This window comes from Streptomyces sp. NPDC050085 (assembly GCF_044460595.1).
Lineage (GTDB): Bacteria > Actinomycetota > Actinomycetes > Streptomycetales > Streptomycetaceae > Streptomyces.
Map to the genome: position 1 here is coordinate 635,955 of NZ_JBITJZ010000001.1, position 25,902 is coordinate 661,856.

Genomic DNA, 25,902 nt, shown 5'->3' on the forward strand with positions numbered 1-25,902 from the left:
ATGACTGAGCGTCAGAAGGACCGGCCGTGGCTCATGCGCACGTACGCCGGTCACTCCACGGCGGAGGCGTCCAACGAGCTGTACCGGCGCAACCTCGCCAAGGGACAGACGGGCCTGTCGGTCGCCTTCGACCTGCCGACCCAGACGGGCTACGACCCCGACCACATCCTCGCGCGGGGTGAGGTCGGCCGCGTGGGCGTCCCGGTGTCCCATCTCGGCGACATGCGGCGGCTGTTCCAGGACATCCCCCTGGAGCAGATGAACACCTCGATGACCATCAACGCCACCGCCATGTGGCTTCTGGCGCTCTACCAGGTCGTCGCGGAGGAGCAGGGCGCGGACATCGCGACGCTCCAGGGCACGACGCAGAACGACATCGTCAAGGAGTACCTGTCGCGCGGGACGCACGTCTTCCCGCCCGGGCCCTCCCTCCGCCTGACGACCGACATGATCGCCTACACGGTGTCCCACATCCCCAAGTGGAACCCGATCAACATCTGCTCGTACCACCTTCAGGAGGCGGGGGCCACACCGGTCCAGGAGATCGCGTACGCGATGTCCACCGCCATCGCCGTTCTCGATGCCGTACGCGACTCAGGGCAGGTCCCCGCCGAGAAGTTCGGGGACGTCGTGGCCCGCATCTCCTTCTTCGTGAACGCGGGTGTCCGCTTCATCGAGGAGATGTGCAAGATGCGGGCGTTCGGGCGGATCTGGGACCAGATCACGCGCGAGCGGTACGGCATCGAGAACGCGAAGCAGCGCCGCTTCCGGTACGGAGTGCAGGTCAACTCCCTGGGACTCACCGAGGCCCAGCCGGAGAACAACGTCCAGCGGATCGTGCTCGAGATGCTGGCCGTGACCCTGTCGAAGGACGCGCGCGCCCGCGCCGTCCAACTCCCCGCCTGGAACGAGGCGTTGGGGCTGCCGCGCCCCTGGGACCAGCAGTGGTCGCTGCGCATCCAGCAGGTCCTCGCCCACGAGAGCGACCTGCTGGAGTACGAGGACATCTTCGCGGGCTCGCACGTCATCGAGAAGAAGGTCGACGCGCTGGTCGCCGAGTCCCTCGCGGAGATCGAGCGGATCCAGAAGATGGGCGGCGCGATGGCCGCCGTCGAGTCGGGCTACCTGAAGTCGCAGCTCGTGTCGTCGCACGCCGAGCGCCGGGCCCGGATCGAGGGCGGCGAGGAGAAGATCGTCGGCGTCAACATCTACGAGTCGACCGAGCCGAACCCGCTCACCGCCGACCTGGACGCCGCGATCATGACCGTGGACCACGCCGTCGAGGCGAAGGTCGTCCGGGCGATCGGCGACTGGCGCACCACGCGGCAGGAGTCGAGCGACCGGCAGGGCATGGGCGATCCGTTCCACTACCCGACCACCCAGCAGGCCCTGGAGCGCCTGAAGGAGGCCGCGGCCGGCACCGAGAACCTCATGGAGGCCACCCTCGAATGCGCCCGCGCCGGGGTCACGACCGGCGAGTGGTCCGAGGCGCTGCGCGAGGTCTTCGGCGAGTTCCGGGCGCCGACGGGGGTCTCATCCGCGCCGGTCGCCGTGACCGCCGAGGCGGGCACGCCGCTCGCCCTGGTCCGCGAGAAGGTGGCCCGCACCGGCGACGAACTCGGCGGAAAACTCCGCCTGTTGGTCGGCAAGCCGGGCCTCGACGGCCACTCGAACGGCGCCGAGCAGATCGCCGTGCGGGCCCGCGACGCCGGGTTCGAGGTGGTCTACCAGGGCATCCGGCTCACCCCGGAGCAGATCGTGTCCGCCGCGCTCGCCGAGGACGTGCACTGCGTCGGCCTGTCGATCCTGTCGGGGTCGCACGCCGAGCTGGTGCCCGACGTCCTGGACCGGCTGCGCGAGGCGGGCGCCCCCGACATCCCCGTGATCGTCGGAGGCATCATTCCGAATGCAGACGCCGAGGAACTGAAGCGGGCGGGTGTCGCCGCCGTCTTCACCCCCAAGGACTTCGGCATCACGGAGATCATCGGCCGTATCGTCGACGAGATCCGGAAAGCGAACAACCTCGACCCGTTGGAGGTCCCCGCATGACCAGCGTCAACCGTCTCCGTCCGCGCCGCTCCTGTCTGGCGGTGCCGGGGTCCAACCCCCGCTTCCTGGAGAAGGCCCAGGGTCTGCCGGCCGACCAGGTCTTCCTGGACCTGGAGGACGCCTGCGCGCCGCTGGCCAAGCCGGAGGCGCGGCACACCATCGTCAAGTTCCTCAACGAGGGCGACTGGACGGGCAAGACGCGCGTCGTGCGGGTCAATGACTGGACGACCGAGTGGACGTACCGCGACGTCGTGACCGTCGTCGAGGGCGCGGGCCAGAACCTCGACTGCATCATGCTGCCGAAGGTCCAGACGGCCGACCAGGTCGTCGCCCTCGACCTCCTGCTGACGCAGATCGAGAAGACGATGGGCTTCGAGGTCGGCAAGATCGGCATCGAGGCGCAGATCGAGAACGCCAAGGGCCTCAACAACGTCAACGCGATCGCTCAGGCCTCGCCCCGCCTCGAGACGATCATCTTCGGCCCGGCCGACTTCATGGCGTCCATCAACATGAAGTCCCTGGTCGTCGGCGAGCAGCCGCCCGGCTACGGCGCGGACGCCTACCACTACATCCTGATGAAGATCCTGATGGCGGCCCGCGCCAACGACCTCCAGGCGATCGACGGCCCCTACCTCCAGATCCGCAACGTGGACGGCTACCGCGAGGTCGCCCAGCGCGCCGCGGCCCTCGGCTTCGACGGCAAGTGGGTCCTGCACCCCGGCCAGGTCGAGGCGTCGAACGAGATCTTCTCGCCCTCGCAGGAGGACTTCGACCACGCCGAGCTGATCCTGGACGCGTACGACTTCTACACGTCGGAGGCGGGCGGCAAGAAGGGCTCGGCGATGCTCGGCGACGAGATGATCGACGAGGCCAGCCGGAAGATGGCGCTCGTCATCTCCGGGAAGGGGCGTGCGGCCGGCATGAAGCGCACGTCGAAGTTCGAAGCCCCGGAGGCGTGACAAACCCATGCAATTCGGCCGCACCTACGAAGAGTTCACCGTCGGGGACGTCTACAAGCACTGGCCCGGAAAGACGGTCACGGAGTACGACGACCACCTCTTCTGCCTCCTGACGATGAACCACCACCCCCTCCACATGGACACCAACTATGCGGAGAAGACGACGGACTTCGGCAAGAACGTCGTCGTCGGGAACTACATCTACTCCCTGCTGCTCGGGATGTCCGTCCCGGACGTGTCGGGCAAGGCGATCGCCAACCTGGAGGTCGAGTCGCTCAAGCACGTCGCGCCGACCTTCCACGGCGACACGATCTACGGCGAGACGACGGTCCTCGACAAGACCCCGTCGAAGTCCAAGTCCGACCGCGGGATCGTCTACGTGGAGACCAAGGGCTACAAGCAGGACGGCACGCTGGTCTGCGTCTTCCGCCGCAAGGTGATGGTGCCCACCGAGACGTACATCAAGGAGCGCGGCGGCGAGCAGCCCGGCCGCCCCGAACTCAAGCAGCAGGAGAAGTAGCCATGGCACGACTCGCCCAGACCGCCGGTATCACCGACGTCCAGCAGGAAATCCTCGCCACCGTCCGGGACTTCGTGGACAAGGAGATCATCCCGGTCGCCACCGAGCTCGAGCACCGCGACGAGTACCCGCAGGCGATCGTCGACGGGCTCAAGGAGTTGGGCCTGTTCGGCCTCATGATCCCCGAGGAGTACGGGGGTCTCGGCGAGTCGCTGCTCACGTACGCGCTGTGCGTGGAGGAGATAGCGCGCGGCTGGATGTCGGTCTCCGGCATCATCAACACCCACTTCATCGTGGCGTACATGCTCAAGCAGCACGGGACGCAGGAGCAGAAGGAGTACTTCCTTCCGCGCATGGCACTGGGCGAGGTGCGCGGCGCGTTCTCCATGTCCGAGCCGGCGCTCGGCTCCGATGTGTCGGCGATCACGTCGAAGGCGGTGCGGGACGGTGACGAGTACGTCCTCAACGGCCAGAAGATGTGGCTGACGAACGGCGGCACGTCAACGCTTGTGGCGGTTCTCACGCGAAGTGACGAAGGCCACGCCCAGTCTGAAACGGTCACCGCCCCGCACAAGTCGATGACGACCTTCCTCGTGGAGAAGGAGCCCGGGTTCGGTGAGGTCCGGCCCGGACTGACCATCCCCGGGAAGATCGACAAGATGGGCTACAAGGGCGTCGACACCACCGAGTTGATCATGGACGGGCTACGCATTCCGGCCAATCGTGTACTCGGCGGACAGACGGGCCGAGGGTTTTACCAAATGATGGACGGCGTCGAGGTCGGGCGCGTGAATGTGGCGGCACGTGGTTGCGGCGTCGCGCAGCGTGCATTTGAACTCGGTGTCTCATACGCCCAGCAACGGCACACTTTCGGCAAGCCGATCGCGCAGCACCAGGCCATCCAGTTCAAGTTGGCCGAGATGGCTACCAAGGTCGAGGCCGCCCATGCGATGATGGTGAACGCAGCACGCAAAAAGGACTCCGGGGAACGAAACGACCTCGAAGCAGGAATGGCCAAGTACCTGGCCTCCGAATACTGCAAAGAAGTCGTAGAGGACGCGTTCCGGATTCATGGCGGCTACGGGTTCTCGAAGGAGTACGAGATCGAGCGTCTCTACCGTGAGGCGCCGATGCTGTTGATCGGTGAAGGTACCGCCGAAATCCAGAAAATGATCATTGGTCGTCGGTTGCTCGAAGAGTATCGATTCCAGGGCTGAGCCTGGGCGGTATGTCCCGTTCGGGGTGTTTTCTTCGCGAAGAAGATCACACCCCGTCAACACTCTTCGGCCGCTGACTCGGCTTCCTGGCTTGCCCAGTTGTGGCTCGCAACCGATAACATCCCCGGAAAAGCCGCCGTCCCCCATAACCAGCGCGGCCTCATCCGCTACGAAGGTCATCCATGCCCCACAGCCAAACCTCTGCACCACGCGACGGCTTCCTCGGTGGTCGCCTTGCGCGCGGAGCATCGCCGTGGCTTCTCCCGACCGTCGCCACGGCTGCCCTCAGCCTGGCGCGCTCGCGTCGTTCAAAGAAGGCAGCAGCACTCGCCGTCCCGACCACCGCTCTGGCGGCCGGCATGCTGTGGTTCTTCCGCGATCCCGAGCGCGAGATCGCCCACGGCCGGGTCATCTCCCCGGCCGACGGCGTGGTGCAGAGCATCATGCCGTGGAAGGACGGTCGCACCCGCGTCGCGATCTTCATGAGCCCGCTGAACGTCCACGTCAATCGCGCTCCCCTCGCGGGCACCGTGACGTCCGTCGAACACATCCCCGGCGGTTTCGTCCCGGCGTTCAACAAGGAGAGCGAGAACAACGAGCGCGTCGTCTGGCACTTCGACACCGAGCTCGGTGACATCGAGATGATCCAGATCGCCGGAGCCGTCGCCCGCCGCATCGTGCCGTACATCCCCCAGGGCACGAAGGTGGAGCAGGGCGAGCGCATCGGTCTGATCCGGTTCGGTTCGCGCGTCGACATCTACCTCCCCGAAGGGGTCGAGGTGGACGTGGAGGTCGGCCAGAAGACGGTGGCTGGGGTGACTCGCATTGACCGTGACTGATCACGACACCACGGGCTGGGTCCCCGAGACCGACGAGGCGGACGACGCGGAGGAGATGCCGCTCTCACTGCGCCTGTCGATAGCGGACACCCTCACGCTCGGTAACGCGACGTGCGGCTTCATGGCGGTCTACTTCACGACGACCGGCATCCTGATCCCGCACATCCAGGGCAGCAACGACTCGGGCATGGCCCGGCACAGCGCGGCCACGGCCGTGATCCTGATGCTGGCCGCCGCGATCTTCGACCTGTTCGACGGCCTGGTGGCGCGCAAGCTCCGCTCGTCGCCGATGGGCGCGGAGCTGGACAACCTCTCCGACCTGATCAGCTTCGGCCTCGCCCCCGCGTACTTCGTGCTCGTCTACGGCATGGTCGCCGACGACGCGCACCAGAGAGTCGCGGCGGTGGGCGCCATCGTCGTCCTGCTGGCGGTGGTGCTGCGGCTTGCGCGGTTCTCGTGCGTGACGGTGAAGGACGGCACGTTCCAGGGCATGCCGTCGCCGTTCGGCGCGCTGACCGTGGTCTCGATCGTGCTGCTCGAGCTGCCGTTCGTGGCGACGCTGCTCGCGATCATCGGCACCGCGTGGCTGATGGTGAGTCGCGTCGAGTACCCGAAGCCCCGCGGCCGCCTCGCCGTCGCGATGCTGTCGTGGATCGTGCTGAGCATGGGCCTGCTGGCGGCGTGGGCGTTCGACGCCCCCGGCGGTCAGCTGCTCCTGCAGACCGGCTGCGCCCTGCAGCTCGTCCTCGGCGCGGTGATCCCGCTGTTCGCGACGGCGCGCCGCGTGAACAACTTCAGGGACAACCGCCGCGAGGCGCGGGCAGCGCAGTTGCCGTAGCCCGGCGGAACGTGTGAGCGGTGGGCCCGAACCTTTTGGTTCGGGCCCACCGCTTTATGTGCGGGCGGGTGCGGCGCCGCACCGTTTCGGGGCTCCGCCCCGAGCACTCCAGGACCATCAGCCGCTGCCCGGCGGCGCGGGGAGGGCTCCGAGACGACGACGGGGGCGACGCGCCGGGGCCGATGGGTCCGGCCCCGATGACGAGGGCGCCCGAGCCGGGCTCAGGGGCGGCCCTGGCGACGTTCCCGTAGCCGACGGCAAGGGGTGCGGTGAGGGTCGCGACGTGCGGGGGCAGGTGCTCGGGGACGGGGACGAGCGCGGCCTCCTGGAGCACGACCCGCTCGCCGAAGCCGCCGGGGAAGGCGGTCGCGCAGCCGACGGTGCGCAGGGTGCCGCCGCTGTCGAGCGCCCACGGGAGGCCGACCACGACGCGGCCCTCCCACTCCCCCGGGCTGAGCACCCGCGCGCACAGCTCGTGGCCGCGGACAGGTCGGAGCCGCGGATGCCGGTGGCGAGGGGCTCGGCGAGCACCTGGCCGGGGCCCGGCACGGGGACGGGGATCTCGTCGACCAGGAACCGGCCGCGGCGCAGGACGGCGGCCCGCATCGTCGCGGCGGCCCGGGCGGCCATCAGGCGCCGCCCTCGCGTACGGCCGCCTCCACCGCGGCGTGCATCGCCCCGACCAGCCGGTCGCTGTTCGCGTGCGCCCACTCCATCGAGGCGGCCCGGCGCCGGGCCGCACCGGTGCGGTGCGGGGCGACGTGCCGGGCGAACAGGTCGTACGAGTGCAGCTTCGCGGCCGGGGACGCCGTGGGCAGGTCGAGCAGGAGCAGGCCGCCAGGGCCTCGATGCGGGCGATCGCGTCGGCCGGGGTGCCGATGGTGGCGATGCCGAAGATCGGGAACCCCTCGGTCGTCCAGCGCTCGACGGCGCCCGCGGCGGTACGGCCCCACGGCAGCAGGGTGCCGGACAGCCCTTCGAGGTAGCGGACCATGTGGCGCACCCCGTACTCGGCCTGCTCGCGGGTCTCCGCGAGGTGCATGGGCACGACGAGGCGCCACTTCGCACGGTCCGGGGTGTGGCCGTGGCCCGCGCAGGTCTTCTCGTACGCCGCCCAGTTCGCGGTCAGCCCGGCGAGTCCGCCCGGGTCGGCGGCGGCGAGGGAGAGCAGCCCGATGCCGTGCCGGCCCGCCTGGACGGCGCCGGACGGGGACACGGTGGAGGCGACGGCGAGCTGCAGGCCCTCGGGGCGGTAGGGGCCCAACTGGAGCCGCGCCTCGGCCAGTTCGTACCAGCCGGTCTTCTCGGTGACCGTCTCGCCGCGCAGCAGCCGGACGAGCGCGTCGGGGGCCTCGGCCATCATGGCGCGCCGGCGCAGCGGGGTGCCCGTCCTGCGGACCCTGCTGCGCGAGCAGGGCCTCGAGGCGTACGCGCTGTGGCTGACGGCGCGCACCGATGACGACGCCGGGCTCGTGCGCAGGGCCTGGGACCTGGGCGGCGTACGGGAGGCGCACGAGGCTTCGAGCGGGATCCGCGGCTGCCCGAGGCGCTGCTGCCGCCCGACTGGCCGGGCCGCGACGCGACCCGGCTGTTCGTCGAGGCATGGCGGGCGCTGCGGTCACCCGCCTGTGCGTACTGGCGTCAACTGGCCGACTCCACGTAGGACTTGGCCTCGGGGGACTCTCCCGGCTCCCGTACGACCTTCAGGCCGCCGACCGTGGACTTGTCGGGCTGCAGGATCACCGACTGGTTCGACGACGGGGCCTTCGGGTCGCTGAAGTCCTGGGTGATGCCGAAGCCCATGTCGTAGCTGTTGAGGGAGAGCAGGGCCTTGTCGACGCCCTCGCGGGTCAGGTCCTTGGTCGTGCAGGCCTTCTTCAGGGCCTCGCCGAAGACGCCGGCCGCGGTCCAGCCGGCGACGACGCCGTTGTCGAGCCCGTCCTTCGGGTACGCCTTCTGGTAGTCGGCGACGAGCTTCTTCGCCGCGTCGGTGGTCGCGCCGATGGGCAGGGACGGGGACGCCACGTAGTAGTTGGCGAGCAGGGCCGGGCCCGCCTGGGTGCCGAGGAGCTGCGGGGCGAACGCCGAGTTGTTGCCGATGACCGGCACGTTCAGCTTCGCCGCGGCCGCGACGCCGACGAGCGAGGCCGCCTGGCGCGGGCCCGCGCTGATCACGATGCCCTTGACGCCCGCCTTCTTCAGGGCGGCGACCTGGGCCGTCATGTCGTTGTCGGTCGGCTTGATCTTCTGCTCGACGACGCTGAGCCCGGCCTTCTCGGCGATGAACTTGGAGCCCTTGAGCGCGTTCTCGCCGTAGTCGCCCTCGAAGTAGACGTGGCCGAGCTTGTCGCCCTTCTTGAGGCCCTTCTCCGTGAGCAGGAAGTCGACCGCGTTGATGGTCTCGATGTCGTACGTCGATCCGATGACACGGACGTACGGGTTGCCGAGCAGGTTCGCCGACCAGGCCTGCGGCAGCACGAGGGCCTTGTCGCGGCCGATGCGCTGCTCCACCGCGGCGACGAACGGGGAGCCGATGAACTGGGTGAAGCCGAGGACCTTGGGCGACAGTTCGGTGTATCCGGCGACGGCCTTCTGCGGGTCGTAGCCGTGGTCGCGGACGGTCAGCTTCAGCTGGTAGCCGCAGATGCCGCCGGCGTCGTTGGTCTGCTTCACGTACAGCTGCTGTGCCTGCGTGACGCTCTTGCCGAGGGTCGCGTACACGCCGGTCATGTCGGTGAGGACGCCGAGTTCGATGGTCTTGCCGGAGATGCCCTGGCCGGTCTTGATGCCGCCCGCGCTCTGCTTGTCGTCGTCGCCTCCCCCGTCCTTGGCCTTGGAGCTGCACGCGGCGGTCAGCGCGAGCAGTACGGCCACGGCCGTCGCGGTGAGCGTGCGCCTGGTCATGCGTCCTCCTGAGGGTGTTTCCGGGTGCGCCGGGCGGCGAGTTGGACGAGCCCGCCGGGCAGGAACAGGACGGCGGCCACGACCGCGGCGCCGTACAGGTAGCGGGCGGCCTCGCCGGGGGCGACGCCGCCGGTGCCGGGGGCGGAGACGAGCGGGAGTGCGTCGCTGTAGCGGGTGAGGATCTGCGGCAGCAGCGAGACGAACGCGGCGCCCACGACGGCGCCCGCCACGGAGCCGAGCCCACCGATGACGATCATGGCGAGGTATTCGAGGGAGAGCGTCATGCCGAAGTAGTCGGGCACGGTGCGCTGGAAGACGAGGGCGAGCAGGACGCCCGCGAGGCCCGCGTACATGGAGGACAGGACGAAGACGGCGCCGCGGTAGCGGGCGACGGGAACGCCGAGGACGCCGGCGGCGATGCGGTGGTCGCGGATGGCGTTCATGGCGCGGCCCGGGCGTCCGCGCAGCACCCCGCGGGCGAACAGTCCACCGGCGAGGGTGAGGACTAGCCCGAGGTACCAGAGCTTCTCGGCGGACCCGAACGGCACGCCCGCGACGGTGAGTTCGCTCTCGTCGAAGGTCAGACCGAAGAGGTTCATGACGGGCACGTCGCGCCCGTTCGCCCCGCCGGTCAGGTCCTCTGCGTTGAACAGGACGTGCTGCCCGATGAAGATCAGCGCGAGCGTCGCGATCCCGAGGTACGCGCCCTGCAGGCGCCCGGCGATGGGACTGAACAGGCCGCCCGCGACACCGGCGACACCGACCGCGAGCACGGCGGCCAGCCACGGCGGGAGCCCGAGCCCGTTCAGCGCCTCGCCGCGCTCCCCGGCGAACACGCAGTACGCGTACGCGCCGACGGCGAGGAAGAAGGCGTGCCCCATGGAGAGTTGGCCGGTGGCGCCGGTGAGCAGGTTCAGTCCGATCGCACCGATGGCGGCGACCATCGCGAACAGGCCCGCCTGCAGCCAGAAGCGGTCGAGGTAGAAGGGGAGCGCGAGGAGGACGAGGGCACAGGCGGCGACGGCGTACGTGCGGGGTCGCGTGAGCGCGGCGCGCAGCCAATTCCCGTACGAGGAGGCGGACTTGATCCGCGTCTCGCGGGCGGCGGCCAGGGCGTCGTCAGACACGGGCCAGCTCCTTCGTGCCGAAGAGTCCGGAGGGCCGCAGGAGCAGGATCACGGTCATCACCAGGTAGGGCGCGAGGTCGCCGAGTCCCCTGCCCATGAAGGCGAGTTCGCTCTGATAGCCGGTGGCGAGGGACTCGGTGACGCCGACGACGAGGCCGCCGACGAGGGCGCCCGTGGTGGAGTCGAGGCCGCCGAGGATGGCGGCGGGGAAGGCCTTCAACGCGGCCAGGGAGGTGGCCCGTTCGAGCCCCGGCGTCGGGAACACGGTCAGGAACAGCGCGGCGACGGCGGCGAGTCCCCCGGCCACGGCCCAGGCGCCGAGCGAGACCCGGCCGAGCCGTACGCCCATCAGCGCGGCCGTCTCCCCGCTCTCGGCGGCGGCGCGCATCGCGACGCCCCACGACGTGTAGCGGAAGACGAGCAGGAAGCCGGTGATCAGCAGGGCGGCGGCGACGAACGCGGCGATGCGGGTGTGGGCGACGGTCACGCCGCCGACGGTGAGCACGGCGTCGCCCCAGGGGTCGCCGAGGGTGAGGACGTCGGTGCCGAGGCGCCGGGTGAGTTCGGTGGTGAGCAGGATGTCGACGCCGATGGTGACGATGGCGAGGACGCTGTGGTCGTGCCCGCGGTAGCGCCGCATGACGAGGAACTCGACGCCCGCCCCGACGACCGCGGCGGCGGCGATGCCGACGCCGAGCGCGGGCCAGAAGCCGAGGTCGTCGTGGAGCGACGCGGTGACGTAGCCGCCGGCGAGGAGGAGGGAGGCGTGCGCGAAGTTGACGACTTCGGTGGCGCGGAAGATGACGACGAAGCCGAGGGCGATGAGCGCGTAGACGGAGCCCATCGAGACGCCGTTGAGGAGGAGTTCGAGGAACGTCGTCACGCGGCCCCTCCCTCCGGTGCGCCCAGGTAGGCCTGGATGACCGCCGGGTCGTTCTGGACGCGGTCCGGTGGGCCCGCGGCGATCCGGCGGCCGAAGTCGAGGACGGTGACCTCGTCGGCGAGGCGCATGACGACTCCCATGTCGTGTTCGACCAGAACGATGGAGATGCCGAGCCCTTCGCGGACGCCCGCGATGACGGCGGCGGTGCGGCGCCGCTCGTCCGCGGTCATCCCGGCGACGGGCTCGTCGAGGAGCAGGACGCGGGGTTCCATGCACAGGGCGCGGGCGAGCTCGGCGAGTTTCTGCTGCCCGTACGGCAACGCGCCCGTGGGGGTGTTCAGTTGGTCGCCGATCCCGACGAACTCGGCGATCTCCCTGACCCGTTCGCGGTGCGCCCGCTCCTCGCGCAGCGCGGACGGCAGTCGGAGCCCGGCGGCGACGAACCCGGCGCGGGTCAGCCGGTGGCGCCCGAGCAGCAGGCTGTCGGCGACCGTGGCGCGGGGCGGCAGGGCGAGGTTCTGGAAGATGCGGGCCACGCCGAGCGCGGCGATGCGGTGCGGGGGCAGGCCGGTGAGCTCCTGGCCCCCGAGGCGGACGCTGCCCGAGGTCGCCCGGTACACCCCGGACAGGACGTTGAAGCAGGTGGACTTGCCCGCGCCGTTGGGTCCGATGACGGCGTGCACGGTGCCGGGTTGGACAGTGAGGCCGACCCGGTCGAGGGCGGTGAGCCCGGCGAACCGGACGGTCAAGTCCCGTACCTCCAGGGGCAGTACGTCACTGTTGACCACGGCCATCACGCACCTCCCCAGCGGCGCAGGGTCGGTGCGTGTGCGGCGCCGCCGGTGGCGTCCTCGGCCGCCGTCTCGTCGACGACGCCCAGGTAGCGGCGGCGCACCTCGTCGGAACCGGCGAGCTCGGCGGCCGGGCCGTGCAGGGTGATCTCGCCGACCTCCATCACGTACGCGTAGGAGGCGAGTCGCAGGGCGAGGGCCGCGTTCTGCTCGACGAGGAGGACGGAGACCTGGCGGTCGCCCTGGGCGTTGATCTCGCGGACGGTGTCGGCGATGCGGGCGGCCATCAACGGGGCGAGGCCCAGGGACGGTTCGTCGAGCAGGAGCAGCCGCGGGCCCGCCATCAGGGCGCGGCCGACGGCCAGCATCTGCTGTTCGCCGCCGGACAGGAGCCCCGCGCGCTGGCCCGCCCGCTCGGCGAGGACCGGGAACAGTTCGTGCACCCGGCGCAGCGCGGCGGCCTTGTCGGCGCGCGAGCCCGTCGAGCCGAGCGCCCCGGCGCGCAGGTTGTCGGCGACGGTCATCCGGGCGAACACCCGTCTGCCTTCGGGGACTTGGCAGATTCCGGCGGCGACGACCCGGTCCGCGGACAGGCCGCTGATCCGGCGGCCGCCGAACCGCACCCGGCCCGAGGTGACCGTCCCGCCGTGGAAGCCGAGGGTGCGCGAGACGGCGCGCAGCAGGGTCGACTTGCCCGCGCCGTTGCCGCCGAGCACGGCCACGACGGCGCCCTGCGGCACGTTCAGGGTCACGCCGCGCAGGGCGCGCACGGGCCCGTAGCCGACGGACAGGTCGTCCACGGCGAGCCCGGGTACGTCTTGGTCGGTCACGGTGCCTGCTCCTCCTCGGTCCGGTGGCCACCAGCGGCCTCCAGCGGCCTCCGGTGGCCTCCGGTGGCGCTCACCACAGCACCGCGCGGGCGGCCCGTCCACGCCGCGACCGGGAATCGCTGCGCGGGACCAGCGCCCGCCCGCCTCGGTTGTGCGCGCGCACAAGACCCCGCGTCAGGGGCCTGCCGGGAAGGGCCGAGCAGTGGCATCCTCCGCACAAGCGGGAAAGTCCTTTGCCGTCGCTTTACGGGCCGTTGGGGAGGGGCGATGGGCGGGCGCAGGCATCGCACCGAGCAGGACTGGAAGCTGTTGAGGGAGGCGTGCGGGAAGCTGTCGGAGCGGTTGCCCGAGCTGGTCGACGAGCATCTGCAGCAGCTGTTCGCGTACTCCGACGTGTACGCGCGGGTGCTGCCGTACGACGTCCAGTGGCGGGAGGCCGAGCAGGCGATGCGGATCGGCGTCGAGACGATCGCCGCGCCGCGGGACGCGCCGCGCAAGGATCTGGAGTACGCGGAGGATGCGGGCCGGCGGCGCGCGGGCCAGGGCCTCCCGCTCGACCTGCTGATCCACGCCTACCGCAACGCGGGCTATCTGGTCTGGGACGCGCTGATCGAGAGCGCGTCGGCCGAACCGGACCGGCTCTCGGCGCTGATGCGGTCCGCGACGATGGTGTGGGCGGCGGTCGACGCGCAGGCCGAGGCGGCCTCGGAGGCGTACCGGGCCACGGAGTTGGAGCTGCGGCGGCGCACCGACGAGCAGATGCAGGCCCTGCTCGACGCGCTTTTGGAGGGCCGCCCCACGCCGGGCCTCGCGGCGCGCGCGGCGGCGGGTCTCGATCTGCCCGAGCACGGCCCGTACGCGGTCGTGGTGCTGCGGGTGGAGCGGCGGGACGGGCGCGAGGCCTTCCACCGGCGGATCCAGGACCCCGGGTTCCGTCTGGTGTGGCGGATGCGGGCGGACTGCGAGGTGGGCGTGGCGGCGCTCGGCGCGGGCCGCACCCTGGACGAACTGGCGGCGCTGCTCGACGGGCGGTGCCCGGGGCCCGGCGGCCTCAGCCCGGTCGTCACCGGCCTCGCCGAGCTGGGCCACGCCCGCCGCCTGGCCGAACTCGCCCTGCGCACCTGCCCGCCGGACACCAGCGGCGTCGTCCGCCTCGACCGGCGGATGCCGACGGCCCTGGTGGTGAGCCAGCCGGACCTGGCCCAGCGTCTCGTCTCCGGCGTCTTCGGTGAACTCCTGGCCCTCGAACCGGCGGACCGGGCGGTGCTGTTGGAGACGCTGGACGCGTGGCTGGCCTGCGAGGGTTCGGCGGGCCGGGCGGCCGGGCGGCTCTACTGTCACCGCAACACGGTCTTCAACCGGCTGCGCAGGCTGGAGCAGTTGACGTCGCGCTCGCTGTCGCGTCCCCGGGACCTGATGGAGATGACGCTGGCCCTGGACGCGTACCGCCTTTCACCGGGTTGAGCGCCGCCGGAAGATCCCGGTGAGCAGGAAGTCCTTCCCGTACGTGGCCGAGTCCTCGCCCTGGCCGGCCATGGCCCGGATCTCGACCTCCGCCAACTCCCCGAAGAGGTACCGCAGTTCGTCGGGGGCGAAGGCGAGCCCGCCGCCCAGGTCACGGGTGCGGTACAGCTCCTCATCACCGGCCACGGATCCCTCGGCCCCGGCGGCGAAGCAGACGAGGCCGAAGTGCCCGCCGGGGGCGAGGAGGCGGTCGAGGAGGGCGAGGTAGCTGACGCGGCGGTGCGGCGGGAGGTGGTGCAGGCACCCGGAGTCGTACACCACGTCGTAGGTCTGGTACGGCAGTTGGACGTCGAAGATGTCACCCTGATGGAACCGCACGCCGAGCCCGGCGGCGGCCGCACGCTCCCGGCCCCAGGCGGTGGCGGTGGCCGACTGGTCGACGGCGTCCACGTCACAGCCGCGCGCGGCGAGGTGCAGCGCGTTGCGTCCGGGCCCGCAGCCCAGGTCGAGCACGCGCGCTCCCGCCGGGAAGAGACCGGAGTCGAGGTGGGCGGCGAGGTTCTCGTCGGGCTTGTCGACGAAGAACGGCACGTCGCGGTCCCGGTCCACGTAGAACTGGTCCCACCAGTCGGCGCCGCCCCGGGGGAAGGCTCCGTCGAGCATGCGCAGGACGTCTTCGATGGTGCGGATGGTTCTGTTCAACGGGTCCCCTCCGGCGGCGAATCGGCCTACGGAAAGGTTAGTAGGGGCAAGGGTGTCTGCCCAGGTCAGAGGGTTTTCGGCACAGTCGGGCCAGGCGGCTGCCGCCCCGCTGGACGGGTGCCGCGCCGACGCCGGGGCCGCCTCCTCGGCCGGGGCGGGAGATTCCCTTCGGGGGCCGCTGCCGGGGCTGCACGGGGCAGTTCTCGGGAGCGGTGCGCCGACGGAAAACACCACGCCCCGCGGCGGAGATGTGCGGCTCCGCCGCGCGGGCGCTCAGCCCGACCCAGGTCAGATCAGATCAGTCCAGATCGGCCCAGATCGACTCAGGTCAGGTCAGGTCAGGTCAAAAAGTCCACGGCGATCCGCTCCGCCACGTCCTCGAGGATCGGCCCCGCCTCGGCGATGCACCGGGCCACGTCGGGCTCGACCTCCGTCAGGGGATAGGCGCGGCGAATGCCCGCCCGCCCGAGCGCCGCGGGCTCGAGGGCCAGACGGCCGCAGACCGCCACGACCTCGATGCCCGCCGCACGGGCCGCCGCGGCGACGCCCGCCGGGGCCTTGCCGTGCAGCGTCTGCTCGTCGAGGGAGCCCTCGCCGGTGATGACCAGCGTGGCGCGCTCCAGCGCCGAGGCGAAGCCGAGGACGTCGAGCATGACCTCGATGCCGGCCCGGAAACTCGCGCCGAGGCCGACGAGCGCCCCGTACCCGATCCCGCCCGCGGCACCCGCGCCCGGCGACTCGGCGTATTCGAGGGCCTTCGGGCCGACGGACTCGCCGAGGATCTTCGCGAAGTGGGCGAGGGCCGCGTCCAGTTCGGCCACGTCCTCGGGGCTCGCTCCCTTCTGCGGGCCGTAGACCGCGGGGGCGCCCTTGGGCCCGGTGAGCGGGTTGTCGACGTCGCTGGCGAGGACGATGTCCACGTCGGCCAGGCGCGGGTCGAGCCCGGACAGGTCGGCCGAGGCCAGGGTCGCGAGGGGGCCGCCGCCGGGGGCGACCGGCTTGCCGTCCGCGTCCAGGAACCGCGCACCGAGCGCGGCGAGCATGCCCGCACCGCCGTCGGTCGTGGCACTGCCGCCGACGCCGAAGACGATGGAGCGGGCCCCGGCGTCGAGCGCCGCGGCGATCACCTCGCCCGAGCCGTACGTCGTGGACGTGAGCGGGGCGAAGACGCCCTCGGGCAGCAGCTGCAGGCCCGACGCCTCCGCCATCTCCACCACGGCCGTGCCCTCGCGCAGCGCGTAGGAGGCCGTGACCTGCTCGCCGAGCGGGCCGGTCACGCGCACCTCGCGGCGCTCGAACCCGGCCGCGACCGCCGCCGCGACCGTGCCGTCGCCGCCGTCCGCGACGGGCACGGAGACGATCTCCACTTCGGGGGCCACCCGACGCAGTCCCGCTGTCACACGCTGTGCGACCTGCACCGCGGTGAGCGACCCCTTGAACTTGTCCGCCGCGATCAACACGTGCCGCGCGGCCTGTGCAGCGTCCGCCACCTTGCTCTCCCCTTGCTGTTCGGGCCTTGCTCGCGTCAAGGCAGTCGCGCCGCTGCGACCATAACCGCAGGAGGGGGCCCCTGCCCATGGTCGTCCGCTCCAAGGAACGGCGTGCCCAGCCGTTAAATGCTCCTATGTGCGGCCATAGTGGGTCGGATGAGCACGGAAATGATCGATCAGCCAAGACCGGAAGGCCCCGGCCCGGACCCCGCGGACCCTTCATCCGGTGACGACTCCCCCGATCTCACCGTCGTAGGCATCGGCGTCGTCGCCGTCCTCGCCGTCGTCGCCTGGGCGGCCCTCGGGAAGAAGTCCTTCGACAGCGCGTCCAGCACGGCCCTGGCCTGGGTCCTGGAGAACTTCGCCTGGCTGTTCGTGATCGCCGCGGACGTCTTCCTGGTGCTGTGCGTGGTGCTCGCGCTCAGCCGCTTCGGGCGGATCCGGCTCGGCGCCGACGACTCCGAGCCGGAGTTCACCAATCTCGCCTGGATCGCGATGATGTTCAGCGCGGGCATGGGCATCGGCCTGATGTTCTACGGGGTCGGCGAGCCGCTCACGCACTACCTCAACCCGCCGCCGGCCAGCGGTGCGCCGCCCCGCAGCGGCAGCTCTGCGCTGATCGCGATGGAGTACTCGTTCTTCCACTGGACGCTGACGCCGTGGGCGATCTACGGCATCGCCGGGCTCGCGCTCGCGTACGCGGGCTTCCGCAAGGGCCGTGGGAACCGGCTGAGTTCGGTGTTCGTGCCGCTCATCGGCGAGCAGCGGGCGGCGGGCTGGCCGGGCCGGGTCATCGATCTGCTCGCCGTCTTCGCGACGGTCTTCGGCACGGCGACGAGCCTCGGCGTCGGCGCGCTGCAGGTGGCCACGGGGCTCGAACTGACCGCGGGCGTGGACAACACGACGAGGGTCCAGCTGATCATCATCGTCGCGCTCGGTGCCGCCTTCGTCTGCTCCGCCTTCTCCGGCCTCAACAAGGGCGTGAAGTGGCTGAGCACGATGAACATCGCGCTCGCCGCGTGCCTGATGCTCTTCGTCTTCGTCCTCGGTCCGACCGTCTACATCCTGGACGCGATCCCGGCGAGCGTCGGCGGCTATCTGCACCAGCTGCTGCCGATGGCGTCGCGCACGGGCGCGTTCACGGACCGCAAGTGGCTCGGCGCGTGGACGATCTTCTACTGGGCGTGGTGGCTGTCGTGGGCGCCGTTCGTGGGCACGTTCATCGCGCGCATCTCGCGGGGCCGCCGCATCCGCGAGTTCCTGGTGGGCGTGCTGCTCGTACCGAGCGGGGCGACCGTCGTGTGGTTCTGCGTGATGGGCGGCACCGGCATCAGGCTCGACTCCACCGGCAAGGTCGACATGGCGTCGAAGGTGTCCGAGGGAGCGGAGTCGTCCCTGTTCGCCATGTTGGACGCGCTGCCGCTGGGCACGATCACGTCCTGGGTCGCGATGATCCTCGTCATGACGTACTTCGTCACGAGCGCCGACTCGGCGTCCCTGGTGATGGGGTCGCTGACCAGCCGCGGCGCGCTGCACCCGAAGACCTGGCTCGTCGTCACGTGGGGCGTGCTGATGGCGGCGGTCGCGGCGGTGCTGCTCGTCGCGGGCGGGCTCGACTCGCTGCAGAGCGCGACGATCCTGGTGGCGCTGCCGTTCGTGGTGGTGATGCTGGCGCTGTGCTGGGCGCTCCTGAAGGAACTGCGCGAGGACCCGGGGGCGGGTCCGGTGCGCGGGCACGCGCTGCACGGTCTGCGGGACGCGGTGCGGGCGATGGTCGGCGACGCGCTGACCGGCCCTTCGCCGAGCGGCGCCCATCACCGGCTGCGCCGGCGGGTCGCCAAGTCCCGTAACCAGGAAGACAGTTGAGCGAAGCCGGGATGGGCTGTCAGTTGATGTACGGAAACGGGTAGACCGGATTCATGACGCCAACGAGCCCCCCGCTCACCGAACGCGTCCTCGCCGACCGTGTGCTCGGCGGCTGGCTCGGCCGGATCGCCGGCAACATGCTCGGCAAGCCGGTCGAGCAGGGCGAGGTGTGGACGCGCGACCGCATCGACCGCTATCTGCGCCAGGCAGAGGCCCTCCCGCTCACCGACTATCTGCCCGAACCCCCGTCGGACGACGTGGAGTTGGCGCTGCGTCCGGAGTGGCGCCGGTGCGTCCGCGGACGCATCCACGGCAGCTGCCGGGACGACGACGTGGATTACGCGGTGCTCGGTCTGCACCTGTTGGAGACCCACGGCTTCGCGTTCACGACGGAACAGGTCGGTGAACTCTGGCTGCTGCGGCTGCCCTACCTCCAGACGTTCACGGCGGAGCGCGCGGCGTACCGCAATCTGGCCAACGGCCTCAAGCCGCCGCTCACCGCCACGTACGACAACCCGTACCAGGAGTGGATCGGCGCCCTGATCCGCGCGGACGTCTTCGGCTGGACCTGCCCCGGAGTGCCGCGCCGCGCCGCCTCGTTGGCCCGCCGCGACGCGGTGCTCTCGCACACGGGCAACGGCGTGTACGGCGCGATGTGGGCCGCGGCCCTGGTCTCGGCGGCGTTCACGGCGCCGACCCCGCGCGCCGCTCTCGACGCGGCCCTGGCCGTGATCCCGGCGAGCAGCCGCCTCGCCCGCGTCGTACGCCGCACCATCTCGCTCCACGACTCCCGCCTGACCTGGGAGGAGACCCTCGCCACGATCGAGGAGGAGACGGGCGGCCTCGGCTGGATCCACACGGTCCCGAACGCCGCGGTGATCACGGCCGGACTCCTGTACGGCGACGGCGACTTCACCCGCACGGTGACCCTGACAGTCCGCGGCGGCCTGGACACGGACTCCAACGGCGCGACGGCCGGCTCGGTCGCGGGCGTCCTGTGCGGCGCGACGGCGATCCCCGACCGGTGGAAGGAGCCGCTGGAGGACCGGGTGCGCAGCGCGGTGTTCGGCTTCGACGGCGTACGCATCAGCGAACTGGCTCAGCGGACCGTGCAGTTGGTGGAGATCTAGGGCGCCAGAAGGCAGGCCAGCGCCTTCGCCGCCCGGGTGGCGGACGGGGTCGACCCGACCAGCACGGGCCCGGGCGCCCTGCCGGTCGGCGCGCCGCTCCAGACCCAAAAGACGGCGGCCCCGTCCGGCCCCGAGGAGTCGAAGGAGACGGCACCCGGCAGCACCTTCACGTCCGGGCGGCCGCCGGGGTCCCATGGGAACGGGCCGTCCACGAAGCAGAGGCTCGTGTGACTCATGAAGGGACGCAGCCGGTGCAAGTGCGTCGACCGGGCCGCCCGCACCAGGGACTCCTCGACGGGCGGAACCCACGACGGTGCCCCCAGCACGCTCAGGTCAGCGGCCCGCGCGGCTTCCACCATCCAGTCCCACAGCCCGTCGAGGTCCGCCGTCATGCTCCGAGTCTGCCCGCGCCGCCGCGGCGCCGAAAGCCCCCGTCGCTAGGGTGAGCCGATGACTCTCCTCGACTACGCCACGTACATCGCGAGCCTCCCCCGCGTCCTCGTCGGCGCCGCCGTGCTGTTCCGGGACGACGCCGGGCGGGTGCTGCTCGTCGAGCCCAACTACCGCGAGGGCTGGGCGCTGCCCGGAGGGACCGTGGAGTCGGACACCGGGGAGACGCCGCGGCAGGGCGCGGGGCGCGAGACGCTGGAGGAGATCGGGCTCGACGTGCCCGTGGGGCGACTGCTGGCCGTGGACTGGTCGGCGGGGACGCGGCGGCCGCCGCTGGTGGCATACCTGTACGACGGGGGTGTGCTGAGCGGCGAGCAGATCGCGGCGATCCGGCTGCAGGAGGAGGAGCTGGACTCGTGGCGGTTCGTGGCGCGTGCGGAGCTGCCGGCGTATCTGCTGGGCTCGCTCGGGCGCCGGGTCGCGGCCGCCCTCGACGTCCTCGCCGCGGGCACCGGCGCGGCGGAACTCGAGAACGGTGAGCCCGTCACCGGCTGACTCGGCCGGCTGACCCGGGGCCCGCCCCGCCCGCCCACCCGCCTCGGAAGATTCGGACGTCTCTACGAAGCACAGTTCTCGCAGCGTGGTCATCTACGCGCGTTGACAAACTCATGTGGCGACAGGTGAGGTTTGCGTGGACAGTTTTTCCCAACCGGAGCAAAGGGGCTCGAACCGTTGGCCAGGAAGATCATCCTCGACTGCGACCCGGGGCACGACGACGCGATCGCCCTGCTTCTCGCGCACGGAAATCCCGACATCGAGCTGGTCGCCGTGACGACCGTCGTCGGGAACCAGACGCTGGAGAAGGTGACCCGCAACGCGCTGTCCGTGGCGGCCGTCGCGGGGATCACAGGCGTGCCGTTCGCCGCCGGGTGCCCGCGGCCGCTGGTCCGTCAGATCGAGACGGCCCCCGAGATCCACGGCGAGACCGGCCTCGACGGGCCCGACCTGCCCGCGCCCGCCTTCCCCCTGGACGAGCGGCACGCCGTCGACCTGATCATCGACACCGTCATGAGCCACGAGCCCGGCGAGATCACCCTCGTGCCGACAGCGGGCCTGACGAACATCGCGCTCGCCGCCCGCAAGGAGCCCCGCATCGTCGAGCGCGTCCGCGAGGTCGTGCTGATGGGCGGCGGCTACCACGAGGGCAACTGGAGCCCGGTCGCCGAGTTCAACATCGTGATCGACCCCGAGGCCGCGCACATCGTCTTCAACGAGAAGTGGCCGCTGACGATGGTCGGCCTCGACCTCACCCACCAGGCGCTCGCCACCCCCGCCGTCGAGGAGCGGATCAGGGCCGTCGGCACGAAGCCGGCCGCGTTCGTCCTCGAACTCCTCGACTTCTTCCGCGAGGCCTACCGCGAGAACCAGGGCTTCGAGCACCCGCCCGTGCACGACCCGTGCGCCGTCGCGTACGTCATCGACCCGGACGTCATGACCGTACGCAAGGCGCCCGTCGACATCGAACTGCGCGGCGCGCTCACCCTCGGCATGACCGTGACCGACCTGCGCTCCCCCGCGCCCGCCGACTGCCACACCCAGGTCGCCGTCGACCTCGACCACGAGCGGTTCTGGAACCTGGTCGTGGACGCACTCGTACGCATCGGAGAGCCCGCAGCATGAACCCCACCGCCTCCCCCCACACCCCGGCCGGCCGGACCCGCTCGGGTCGCCCGGCCCGGGTCGGCGCCCTCATGGTCGCGCTGCTCGCGGCCAGCTTCGCCTTCCAGCTCAACGCGTCGATGCTCAGCCCGGCGCTCGCGACGATGGCGGACGAGCTGAACACCACGGCCTCGGCGATCGGCGTGACCCAGACGGCGTTCTTCACGGCCGCCGCCCTGTTCTCGCTGTTCCTGCCGCGCCTCGGCGATCTGATCGGCCGCCGCAAGGTGCTCACCGCGATGATGGCCCTGATGGCCGTCGGCTGTGTGATCTCCGCGCTCGCCGGGTCCGTCGGCATGCTCGCCGTGGGCCGCGTCGTCCAGGGCGCCTCGGGCCCGACGATCCCCCTCGCGCTGATCATGCTGCGCGTCGAGGTCCCCGACCCGAAGAAGTACGGCACGCTGCTCGGCATCGTCACCGCGGTCAACGGCGGCATCGCGGGCGTCGACTCGTTCGCGGGCGGTTCGCTGGCCGAGCACTCGGGCTTCGCCGCGATCTTCTGGGTGATGACCGGCTTCGCGGCGCTCGCCGCCCTCCTCGTCCACTTCCTGGCGCCCGAGTCCCGCGCGGACGTGCGGCCGCCGATGGACTGGCCGGGCGTCGCGCTCCTGGTCGTCTCCGTCGGCGCGCTGCTGATCGCCTTCAACGAGGCGGGCAAGCTCGCCGACGCCAACTGGGCGCTCGCCGTCGGCCTGTTGGTCCTCGCCGCGCTCGCCTTCTGGGCGTTCTGGCGGATGGAGAACCGGGCCAAGCACCCGCTCGTCACCACCCACCTGCTGAAGCGCCGGGCGACCTGGTCGATCCTGCTGTCGACGATGCTCACCATGACCGGCGTCTTCGCGATCATGAACGGCCTGCTGCCCGGCTTCGCCCAGGACACCTCGGTCGGCCTCGGCCTCGGCGCCGAGGGTGCCACCTGGTGGACGCTGACGCCGTACGCGCTCGCGGGCCTGGCGATGGGCCCGATCGCCGGACGCCTCGCCGCGACGTACGGCTACGGGCGGATCCTGCGCATCGGCCTGGTCGCCACCGCGGCCGTCACGGTCCTCGCCCTGCTGACCCTGCAGACCGACTCGTCGGGCCTGCTGCTCGCCGTGTCGATCCTGCTCGGCGTGACGTACGCGGGCACGGTCAACATCATGCTGAACGGCCTGGGCATCGTCCTGTCCCCGTCGGAGAACCCGGGCTTCCTGCCGGGTCTGAACGCGGGCTGCTTCAACCTCGGCGCGGGCCTCAGCTTCGTCGTCCTGTACGCCGCCATGGACGCCATCGCACCCTCGGACGGCACGTCGATCGGCGGCTACAGCGCGGGCATCATCGCAGGCCTGGTGCTCATCGTGGCGGCCCTGTTCGCCTCGATGCTGATCCCGAAACCGGTGGACGCGGAGGCCACTGCCTGACCTACGGTGAGGTCATGACCCTGGTTGCGATCCTCACCGGCGCCGGTATCAGCACGGACTCCGGAATCCCCGACTACCGCGGGCCGAACGGGGTGTGGCGCAAGGATCCCGACGCCGAGAAGCTCGTCACGTACGAGTACTACATGGGTGACCCCGACATCCGGCGCCGCGCCTGGCAGGTGCGGCGCCGGGCGGTCACGCTCACCGCCGAGCCGAACGCCGCGCACCGCGCGATCGCGGAGCTCGCCGAGTCCGGCGTCCCGGTCCGCGTCATCACGCAGAACGTCGACGGACTGCACCAGCTCGCCGGGATGCCCGCCCGCAAGGTCCTCGAACTGCACGGCTCCGCCCGGCAGTTCGTGTGCACGGGGTGCGGCGGGCGCGGCCCGATGGAGTCGGCGCTCGCCCGCGTCGAGGCGGGCGAGGACGACCCCGCCTGCCTGATCTGCGGCGGCATCCTCAAGTCCACGACCGTCATGTTCGGCGAGAACCTCGACCCTGCGGTCCTCTCCGAGGCCGTCGCGATCACCCAGGCCTGCGACGTGTTCTTCGCGGTCGGCTCCAGCCTCCAGGTCCACCCGGCGGCAGGTCTGGCGGGCGTCGCCGCCGAGCACGGGGCGCGCCTGGTGGTGGTGAACGCCGAGCCGACGCCGTACGACGACGTGGCCGACGAGGTCGTACGGGAACCGATCGGGACGGCGCTGCCGCGGCTGCTCGGCGAACTGGCCCGGTCCTAGAACCAGTCCTGGAACCCGGTCCTGGAGCCCGGTCCTAGAACAGGGCCGTCCCACGCTCGAAGTCGAGCAGGCGGCGCTTGCGGTCCAGGCCGCCGCCGTAGCCGGTGAGGTCGCCGTTCGCGCCGATCACGCGGTGGCAGGGGACGATGACGCCGACGGGATTCTTGCCGTTGGCGAGCCCCACCGCGCGGGAGGCCGCGGGGTTCCCGAGCGCCTCGGCCAGTTCGCCGTAGGTGCGGGTCTCGCCGTACGGGATCTGCTGGAGCTGCTGCCAGACGGAGCGCTGGAAGGGCGTCCCGTGCAGGGCGAGCGGGAGGCCGAACTCCTTCAACTCCCCCTGGAAATAGGCCTCCAGCTGGTCGATGACGGCGCCGAAGGGCCGTTCGTCGCGTTCCCCGAAGGTCTCCTCGGCGGGGCGGTGACGCTGCCCGGTCATGTAGAGGCCGGACAGCGTGCCGTCGGTGGCGACGAGGGTGAGCGGGCCGTAGGGGCTGTCGATGACGGTGTGCTGTTTCGTCGCGTGACTCATGGTCGTACGTCCTTACGCGGGAAGGAAGTTGATCGGGTGGTCGTCGGTCGCCCACAGGTACTGGGTCGCGTACGCGCGCCAGGGGCGCCAGGCCGCGGCCCGTGCGGTGAGCGCGGCCGGCGTGTGGGGCAGGCCCAACTGCTGTGCGGCGCGCCGCATTCCGAGGTCGGTGGGCAGGAAGGCGTCCGGGTCGCCCAGGGCGCGCATCGCGATGGCCTCGATGGTCCAGGGCCCGAATCCGGGCAGCTCGGCGAGGCGGGCACGGGCCTGCGCCCAGTCGGACTCGGGGCCCAACGTGAGGGTGCCGTCGGCGAGTTCGCGGACGAGCGTGAGGAGCGTGGTCCGGCGGCTGCCGGGCAGGGCGAGCGACTCGGGGTCGAGCGAGGCCAGTGCGCCGGGCGACGGGAAGAGGTGGGTGAGCCCGCCCTCGGGGTCGTCGACGGGGTCGCCGTGGGCCAGGACGAGGCGTCCGGCGTGGGTGCGGGCGGCCGCGGTGGAGACCTGCTGGCCGAGCACGGCGCGGACGGCGAACTCGGCCTCGTCGACGGTCCGCGGGACGCGCCGCCCCGGCGCCTTGTCGACGAGGGACGCGAGCAGCGGGTCGGTGCGCAGCTGCTCGTCGACGGCGACCGGGTCGGCGTCGAGGTCGAGCATGCGGCGGCAGCGGCTGATGGCGACGGTCAGATCGCGCTGGTCGGTGAGCGTGAGCCGGCAGCCGATGTGCTCCGGGCCCGGGGTGAGTGCCACGATGCCGTGGCCGTACGGGAGGCGGAGCGTGCGGCGGTAGGAGCCGTCGCGCCACTCCTCGACGCCGGGGACGGCGGTCGCGGCGAGGTGGCCGAAGAGGTTGTCGGGGTTGAGCGGCTTGCGGAACGGGAGCCGGAGCGTGATCGCGCCGGGGGCGCCGGTACCGGCCTTGGGGGCGCGGGTGCGCAGCTCGCCGGGGGCCAGGGCGAAGACCTCGCGGACGGTGTCGTTGAAGGTGCGGATCGAGGCGAATCCGGCCGCGAAGGCGATGTCCGCCATGGGCAGTGCGGTGGTCTCGATGAGCAGCCGGGCCGTCTGGGCGCGCTGGGCGCGGGCCAGGGCGAGGGGCCCCGCGCCGAGCTCGGCGCGGAGCTGCCGCTCGACCTGCCGCTCGCTGTAGCCGAGGCGGCGGGCCAGGCCCGGCACGCCCTCGCGGTCGACGATCCCGTCGCCGATCAGGCGCATGGCGCGGGCGGTGAGATCGGCGCGCTGGTTCCACTCGGGGGAACCGGGGCTGGTGTCGGGGCGGCAGCGCTTGCAGGCCCGGTATCCCGCCTGCTGGCAGGCCGCGGCGCTCGGGTAGAACACCATGTTGGCGGGCTTGGGCGGCACGACAGGACAGCCGGGCCTGCAGTAGATGCGGGTGGTCAGGACGGCGGTGAAGAACACGCCGTCGAACCGGGTGTCCTTGGCCTGCACGGCGCGTACGCACCGCTCGGTGTCGGTGTGCATGGCTGCTGTGCCGCGGTCCGTGTCCGTTTCGGTGAGCAC

25 protein-coding genes are annotated in these 25,902 nt (G+C 71.4%); 14 read left to right on the forward strand and 11 right to left on the reverse strand.

Annotation, left to right across the window (positions count from 1 at the left end):
• The 6 genes from ACIBUY_RS02635 (at position 1) to pssA (ending at position 6,422) form a co-directional block, all read left to right on the forward strand.
• Complete coding sequence (locus ACIBUY_RS02635) at positions 1 to 2,049, forward strand: protein meaA (protein ID WP_399151491.1); 2,049 nt, start codon at positions 1 to 3, stop codon at positions 2,047 to 2,049.
• A complete protein-coding gene (locus ACIBUY_RS02640; protein ID WP_365568279.1) occupies positions 2,046 to 3,008 on the forward strand; it encodes a CoA ester lyase in 963 nt (320 codons plus the stop codon). The genes ACIBUY_RS02635 and ACIBUY_RS02640 overlap by 4 nt, the downstream gene beginning before the upstream one ends.
• Positions 3,009 to 3,015: 7 nt before the next feature.
• A complete protein-coding gene (locus ACIBUY_RS02645; RefSeq protein ID WP_361376955.1) occupies positions 3,016 to 3,528 on the forward strand; it encodes a MaoC family dehydratase in 513 nt (170 codons plus the stop codon).
• 2 nt (positions 3,529 to 3,530) lie between these two features.
• Entirely contained in the window at positions 3,531 to 4,745 is a 1,215-nt protein-coding gene (locus ACIBUY_RS02650; RefSeq protein WP_399151492.1) for an acyl-CoA dehydrogenase family protein, read from the forward strand.
• A gap of 182 nt (positions 4,746 to 4,927) precedes the next feature.
• Complete coding sequence (locus ACIBUY_RS02655; protein WP_365568285.1) at positions 4,928 to 5,584, forward strand: phosphatidylserine decarboxylase; 657 nt, start codon at positions 4,928 to 4,930, stop codon at positions 5,582 to 5,584.
• 55 nt (positions 5,585 to 5,639) lie between these two features.
• Positions 5,640 to 6,422 (forward strand): CDP-diacylglycerol--serine O-phosphatidyltransferase, encoded by a 783-nt coding sequence (pssA, locus tag ACIBUY_RS02660; protein WP_051127192.1) that lies wholly within the window; start codon positions 5,640 to 5,642, stop codon positions 6,420 to 6,422.
• Here the strand turns inward: pssA and ACIBUY_RS02665 are convergent.
• The gene (locus ACIBUY_RS02665) at positions 6,379 to 7,875 is read right to left on the reverse strand and encodes a hypothetical protein (protein WP_399151493.1); all 1,497 of its coding nucleotides are present in this window, start codon (positions 7,873 to 7,875) and stop codon (positions 6,379 to 6,381) included. The two genes, pssA and ACIBUY_RS02665, sit on opposite strands and share 44 nt — an antisense overlap.
• Positions 7,876 to 7,959: 84 nt before the next feature.
• Here ACIBUY_RS02665 and ACIBUY_RS02670 point away from each other — a divergent pair, with 84 nt between their 5' ends.
• Positions 7,960 to 8,085 carry a PaaX family transcriptional regulator C-terminal domain-containing protein gene (locus ACIBUY_RS02670; protein ID WP_365568424.1) on the forward strand — a complete coding sequence of 42 codons (126 nt, stop codon included), beginning with the start codon at positions 7,960 to 7,962 and terminating at the stop codon, positions 8,083 to 8,085.
• On the opposite strand, the gene ACIBUY_RS02675 is transcribed toward ACIBUY_RS02670, so the two are convergent.
• From ACIBUY_RS02675 to ACIBUY_RS02695, 5 genes are all read right to left on the reverse strand, one after another.
• A complete protein-coding gene (locus tag ACIBUY_RS02675; RefSeq protein WP_399151494.1) occupies positions 8,064 to 9,326 on the reverse strand; it encodes an ABC transporter substrate-binding protein in 1,263 nt (420 codons plus the stop codon). The two genes, ACIBUY_RS02670 and ACIBUY_RS02675, sit on opposite strands and share 22 nt — an antisense overlap.
• Positions 9,323 to 10,384 carry a branched-chain amino acid ABC transporter permease gene (locus tag ACIBUY_RS02680; protein WP_365568427.1) on the reverse strand — a complete coding sequence of 354 codons (1,062 nt, stop codon included), beginning with the start codon at positions 10,382 to 10,384 and terminating at the stop codon, positions 9,323 to 9,325. Before ACIBUY_RS02680 ends, ACIBUY_RS02675 begins: the two co-directional genes overlap by 4 nt.
• Before the next feature lie 61 nt (positions 10,385 to 10,445).
• The gene (locus tag ACIBUY_RS02685) at positions 10,446 to 11,336 is read right to left on the reverse strand and encodes a branched-chain amino acid ABC transporter permease (protein ID WP_365568291.1); all 891 of its coding nucleotides are present in this window, start codon (positions 11,334 to 11,336) and stop codon (positions 10,446 to 10,448) included.
• Positions 11,333 to 12,130 carry an ABC transporter ATP-binding protein gene (locus ACIBUY_RS02690; RefSeq protein ID WP_399151495.1) on the reverse strand — a complete coding sequence of 266 codons (798 nt, stop codon included), beginning with the start codon at positions 12,128 to 12,130 and terminating at the stop codon, positions 11,333 to 11,335. The genes ACIBUY_RS02685 and ACIBUY_RS02690 overlap by 4 nt, the downstream gene beginning before the upstream one ends.
• Complete coding sequence (locus tag ACIBUY_RS02695; protein ID WP_399151496.1) at positions 12,130 to 12,957, reverse strand: ABC transporter ATP-binding protein; 828 nt, start codon at positions 12,955 to 12,957, stop codon at positions 12,130 to 12,132. Before ACIBUY_RS02695 ends, ACIBUY_RS02690 begins: the two co-directional genes overlap by 1 nt.
• A 267-nt stretch (positions 12,958 to 13,224) precedes the next feature.
• On the opposite strand from ACIBUY_RS02695, the gene ACIBUY_RS02700 reads away from it, so the two are divergent.
• On the forward strand, positions 13,225 to 14,421 hold the full coding sequence (locus ACIBUY_RS02700) for a helix-turn-helix domain-containing protein (protein ID WP_365568299.1): 1,197 nt from the start codon (positions 13,225 to 13,227) through the stop codon (positions 14,419 to 14,421).
• On the opposite strand, the gene ACIBUY_RS02705 is transcribed toward ACIBUY_RS02700, so the two are convergent.
• Together ACIBUY_RS02705 and ACIBUY_RS02710 are read right to left on the reverse strand one after the other, a co-directional pair.
• Positions 14,410 to 15,123, reverse strand: a complete 714-nt coding sequence (locus ACIBUY_RS02705; RefSeq protein ID WP_399151497.1) for a class I SAM-dependent methyltransferase — start codon at positions 15,121 to 15,123, stop codon at positions 14,410 to 14,412. The two genes, ACIBUY_RS02700 and ACIBUY_RS02705, sit on opposite strands and share 12 nt — an antisense overlap.
• Positions 15,124 to 15,461: 338 nt before the next feature.
• Positions 15,462 to 16,613: a glycerate kinase gene (locus ACIBUY_RS02710; RefSeq protein WP_399151498.1), complete on the reverse strand. Its 1,152-nt coding sequence runs from the start codon at positions 16,611 to 16,613 to the stop codon at positions 15,462 to 15,464.
• A gap of 156 nt (positions 16,614 to 16,769) precedes the next feature.
• Here ACIBUY_RS02710 and ACIBUY_RS02715 point away from each other — a divergent pair, with 156 nt between their 5' ends.
• Positions 16,770 to 18,479 carry a BCCT family transporter gene (locus ACIBUY_RS02715; protein ID WP_365568308.1) on the forward strand — a complete coding sequence of 570 codons (1,710 nt, stop codon included), beginning with the start codon at positions 16,770 to 16,772 and terminating at the stop codon, positions 18,477 to 18,479.
• Positions 18,480 to 18,532: 53 nt separating this feature from the next.
• Positions 18,533 to 19,609, forward strand: coding sequence for an ADP-ribosylglycohydrolase family protein (locus ACIBUY_RS02720; protein ID WP_365568311.1), 1,077 nt, complete (start codon positions 18,533 to 18,535; stop codon positions 19,607 to 19,609).
• On the opposite strand, the gene ACIBUY_RS02725 is transcribed toward ACIBUY_RS02720, so the two are convergent.
• Positions 19,606 to 20,001 (reverse strand): hypothetical protein, encoded by a 396-nt coding sequence (locus tag ACIBUY_RS02725; RefSeq protein ID WP_365568314.1) that lies wholly within the window; start codon positions 19,999 to 20,001, stop codon positions 19,606 to 19,608. The genes ACIBUY_RS02720 and ACIBUY_RS02725 overlap by 4 nt on opposite strands.
• 58 nt (positions 20,002 to 20,059) lie before the next feature.
• Here ACIBUY_RS02725 and ACIBUY_RS02730 point away from each other — a divergent pair, with 58 nt between their 5' ends.
• The 4 genes from ACIBUY_RS02730 (at position 20,060) to ACIBUY_RS02745 (ending at position 23,855) form a co-directional block, all read left to right on the forward strand.
• A complete protein-coding gene (locus ACIBUY_RS02730) occupies positions 20,060 to 20,554 on the forward strand; it encodes an NUDIX hydrolase (protein WP_365568317.1) in 495 nt (164 codons plus the stop codon).
• 177 nt (positions 20,555 to 20,731) lie between these two features.
• Entirely contained in the window at positions 20,732 to 21,679 is a 948-nt protein-coding gene (locus ACIBUY_RS02735; protein WP_365568320.1) for a nucleoside hydrolase, read from the forward strand.
• Complete coding sequence (locus tag ACIBUY_RS02740; protein ID WP_365568323.1) at positions 21,676 to 23,118, forward strand: MFS transporter; 1,443 nt, start codon at positions 21,676 to 21,678, stop codon at positions 23,116 to 23,118. The genes ACIBUY_RS02735 and ACIBUY_RS02740 overlap by 4 nt, the downstream gene beginning before the upstream one ends.
• A 14-nt stretch (positions 23,119 to 23,132) precedes the next feature.
• Positions 23,133 to 23,855, forward strand: coding sequence for a Sir2 family NAD-dependent protein deacetylase (locus ACIBUY_RS02745; RefSeq protein WP_365568326.1), 723 nt, complete (start codon positions 23,133 to 23,135; stop codon positions 23,853 to 23,855).
• 34 nt (positions 23,856 to 23,889) lie between these two features.
• Here ACIBUY_RS02745 and ACIBUY_RS02750 read toward each other — a convergent pair whose 3' ends face one another.
• Complete coding sequence (locus tag ACIBUY_RS02750) at positions 23,890 to 24,384, reverse strand: methylated-DNA--[protein]-cysteine S-methyltransferase (protein WP_399151499.1); 495 nt, start codon at positions 24,382 to 24,384, stop codon at positions 23,890 to 23,892.
• Positions 24,385 to 24,396: 12 nt separating this feature from the next.
• A complete protein-coding gene (locus tag ACIBUY_RS02755) occupies positions 24,397 to 25,863 on the reverse strand; it encodes an AlkA N-terminal domain-containing protein (protein ID WP_399152149.1) in 1,467 nt (488 codons plus the stop codon).
• Between the last annotated feature and the right edge of the window lie 39 nt (positions 25,864 to 25,902).

What these genes read in the sequence shown, in the direction of transcription:
- ACIBUY_RS02655 (WP_365568285.1), top strand. Translation starts at nt 4,928, where the DNA reads ATGCCCCACAGCCAAACCTCTGCACCACGCGACGGCTTCCTCGGTGGT.
- ACIBUY_RS02750 (WP_399151499.1), bottom strand. Translation starts at nt 24,384, where the DNA reads ATGAGTCACGCGACGAAACAGCACACCGTCATCGACAGCCCCTACGGC.
- ACIBUY_RS02650 (WP_399151492.1), top strand. Translation starts at nt 3,531, where the DNA reads ATGGCACGACTCGCCCAGACCGCCGGTATCACCGACGTCCAGCAGGAA.
- ACIBUY_RS02755 (WP_399152149.1), bottom strand. Translation starts at nt 25,863, where the DNA reads ATGCACACCGACACCGAGCGGTGCGTACGCGCCGTGCAGGCCAAGGAC.
- ACIBUY_RS02730 (WP_365568317.1), top strand. Translation starts at nt 20,060, where the DNA reads ATGACTCTCCTCGACTACGCCACGTACATCGCGAGCCTCCCCCGCGTC.
- ACIBUY_RS02745 (WP_365568326.1), top strand. Translation starts at nt 23,133, where the DNA reads ATGACCCTGGTTGCGATCCTCACCGGCGCCGGTATCAGCACGGACTCC.
- ACIBUY_RS02700 (WP_365568299.1), top strand. Translation starts at nt 13,225, where the DNA reads ATGGGCGGGCGCAGGCATCGCACCGAGCAGGACTGGAAGCTGTTGAGG.
- ACIBUY_RS02690 (WP_399151495.1), bottom strand. Translation starts at nt 12,130, where the DNA reads ATGGCCGTGGTCAACAGTGACGTACTGCCCCTGGAGGTACGGGACTTG.
- ACIBUY_RS02740 (WP_365568323.1), top strand. Translation starts at nt 21,676, where the DNA reads ATGAACCCCACCGCCTCCCCCCACACCCCGGCCGGCCGGACCCGCTCG.
- ACIBUY_RS02720 (WP_365568311.1), top strand. Translation starts at nt 18,533, where the DNA reads ATGACGCCAACGAGCCCCCCGCTCACCGAACGCGTCCTCGCCGACCGT.
- ACIBUY_RS02715 (WP_365568308.1), top strand. Translation starts at nt 16,770, where the DNA reads ATGAGCACGGAAATGATCGATCAGCCAAGACCGGAAGGCCCCGGCCCG.
- ACIBUY_RS02675 (WP_399151494.1), bottom strand. Translation starts at nt 9,326, where the DNA reads ATGACCAGGCGCACGCTCACCGCGACGGCCGTGGCCGTACTGCTCGCG.
- ACIBUY_RS02635 (WP_399151491.1), top strand. Translation starts at nt 1, where the DNA reads ATGACTGAGCGTCAGAAGGACCGGCCGTGGCTCATGCGCACGTACGCC.
- ACIBUY_RS02640 (WP_365568279.1), top strand. Translation starts at nt 2,046, where the DNA reads ATGACCAGCGTCAACCGTCTCCGTCCGCGCCGCTCCTGTCTGGCGGTG.
- pssA (WP_051127192.1), top strand. Translation starts at nt 5,640, where the DNA reads ATGCCGCTCTCACTGCGCCTGTCGATAGCGGACACCCTCACGCTCGGT.
- ACIBUY_RS02725 (WP_365568314.1), bottom strand. Translation starts at nt 20,001, where the DNA reads ATGACGGCGGACCTCGACGGGCTGTGGGACTGGATGGTGGAAGCCGCG.
- ACIBUY_RS02645 (WP_361376955.1), top strand. Translation starts at nt 3,016, where the DNA reads ATGCAATTCGGCCGCACCTACGAAGAGTTCACCGTCGGGGACGTCTAC.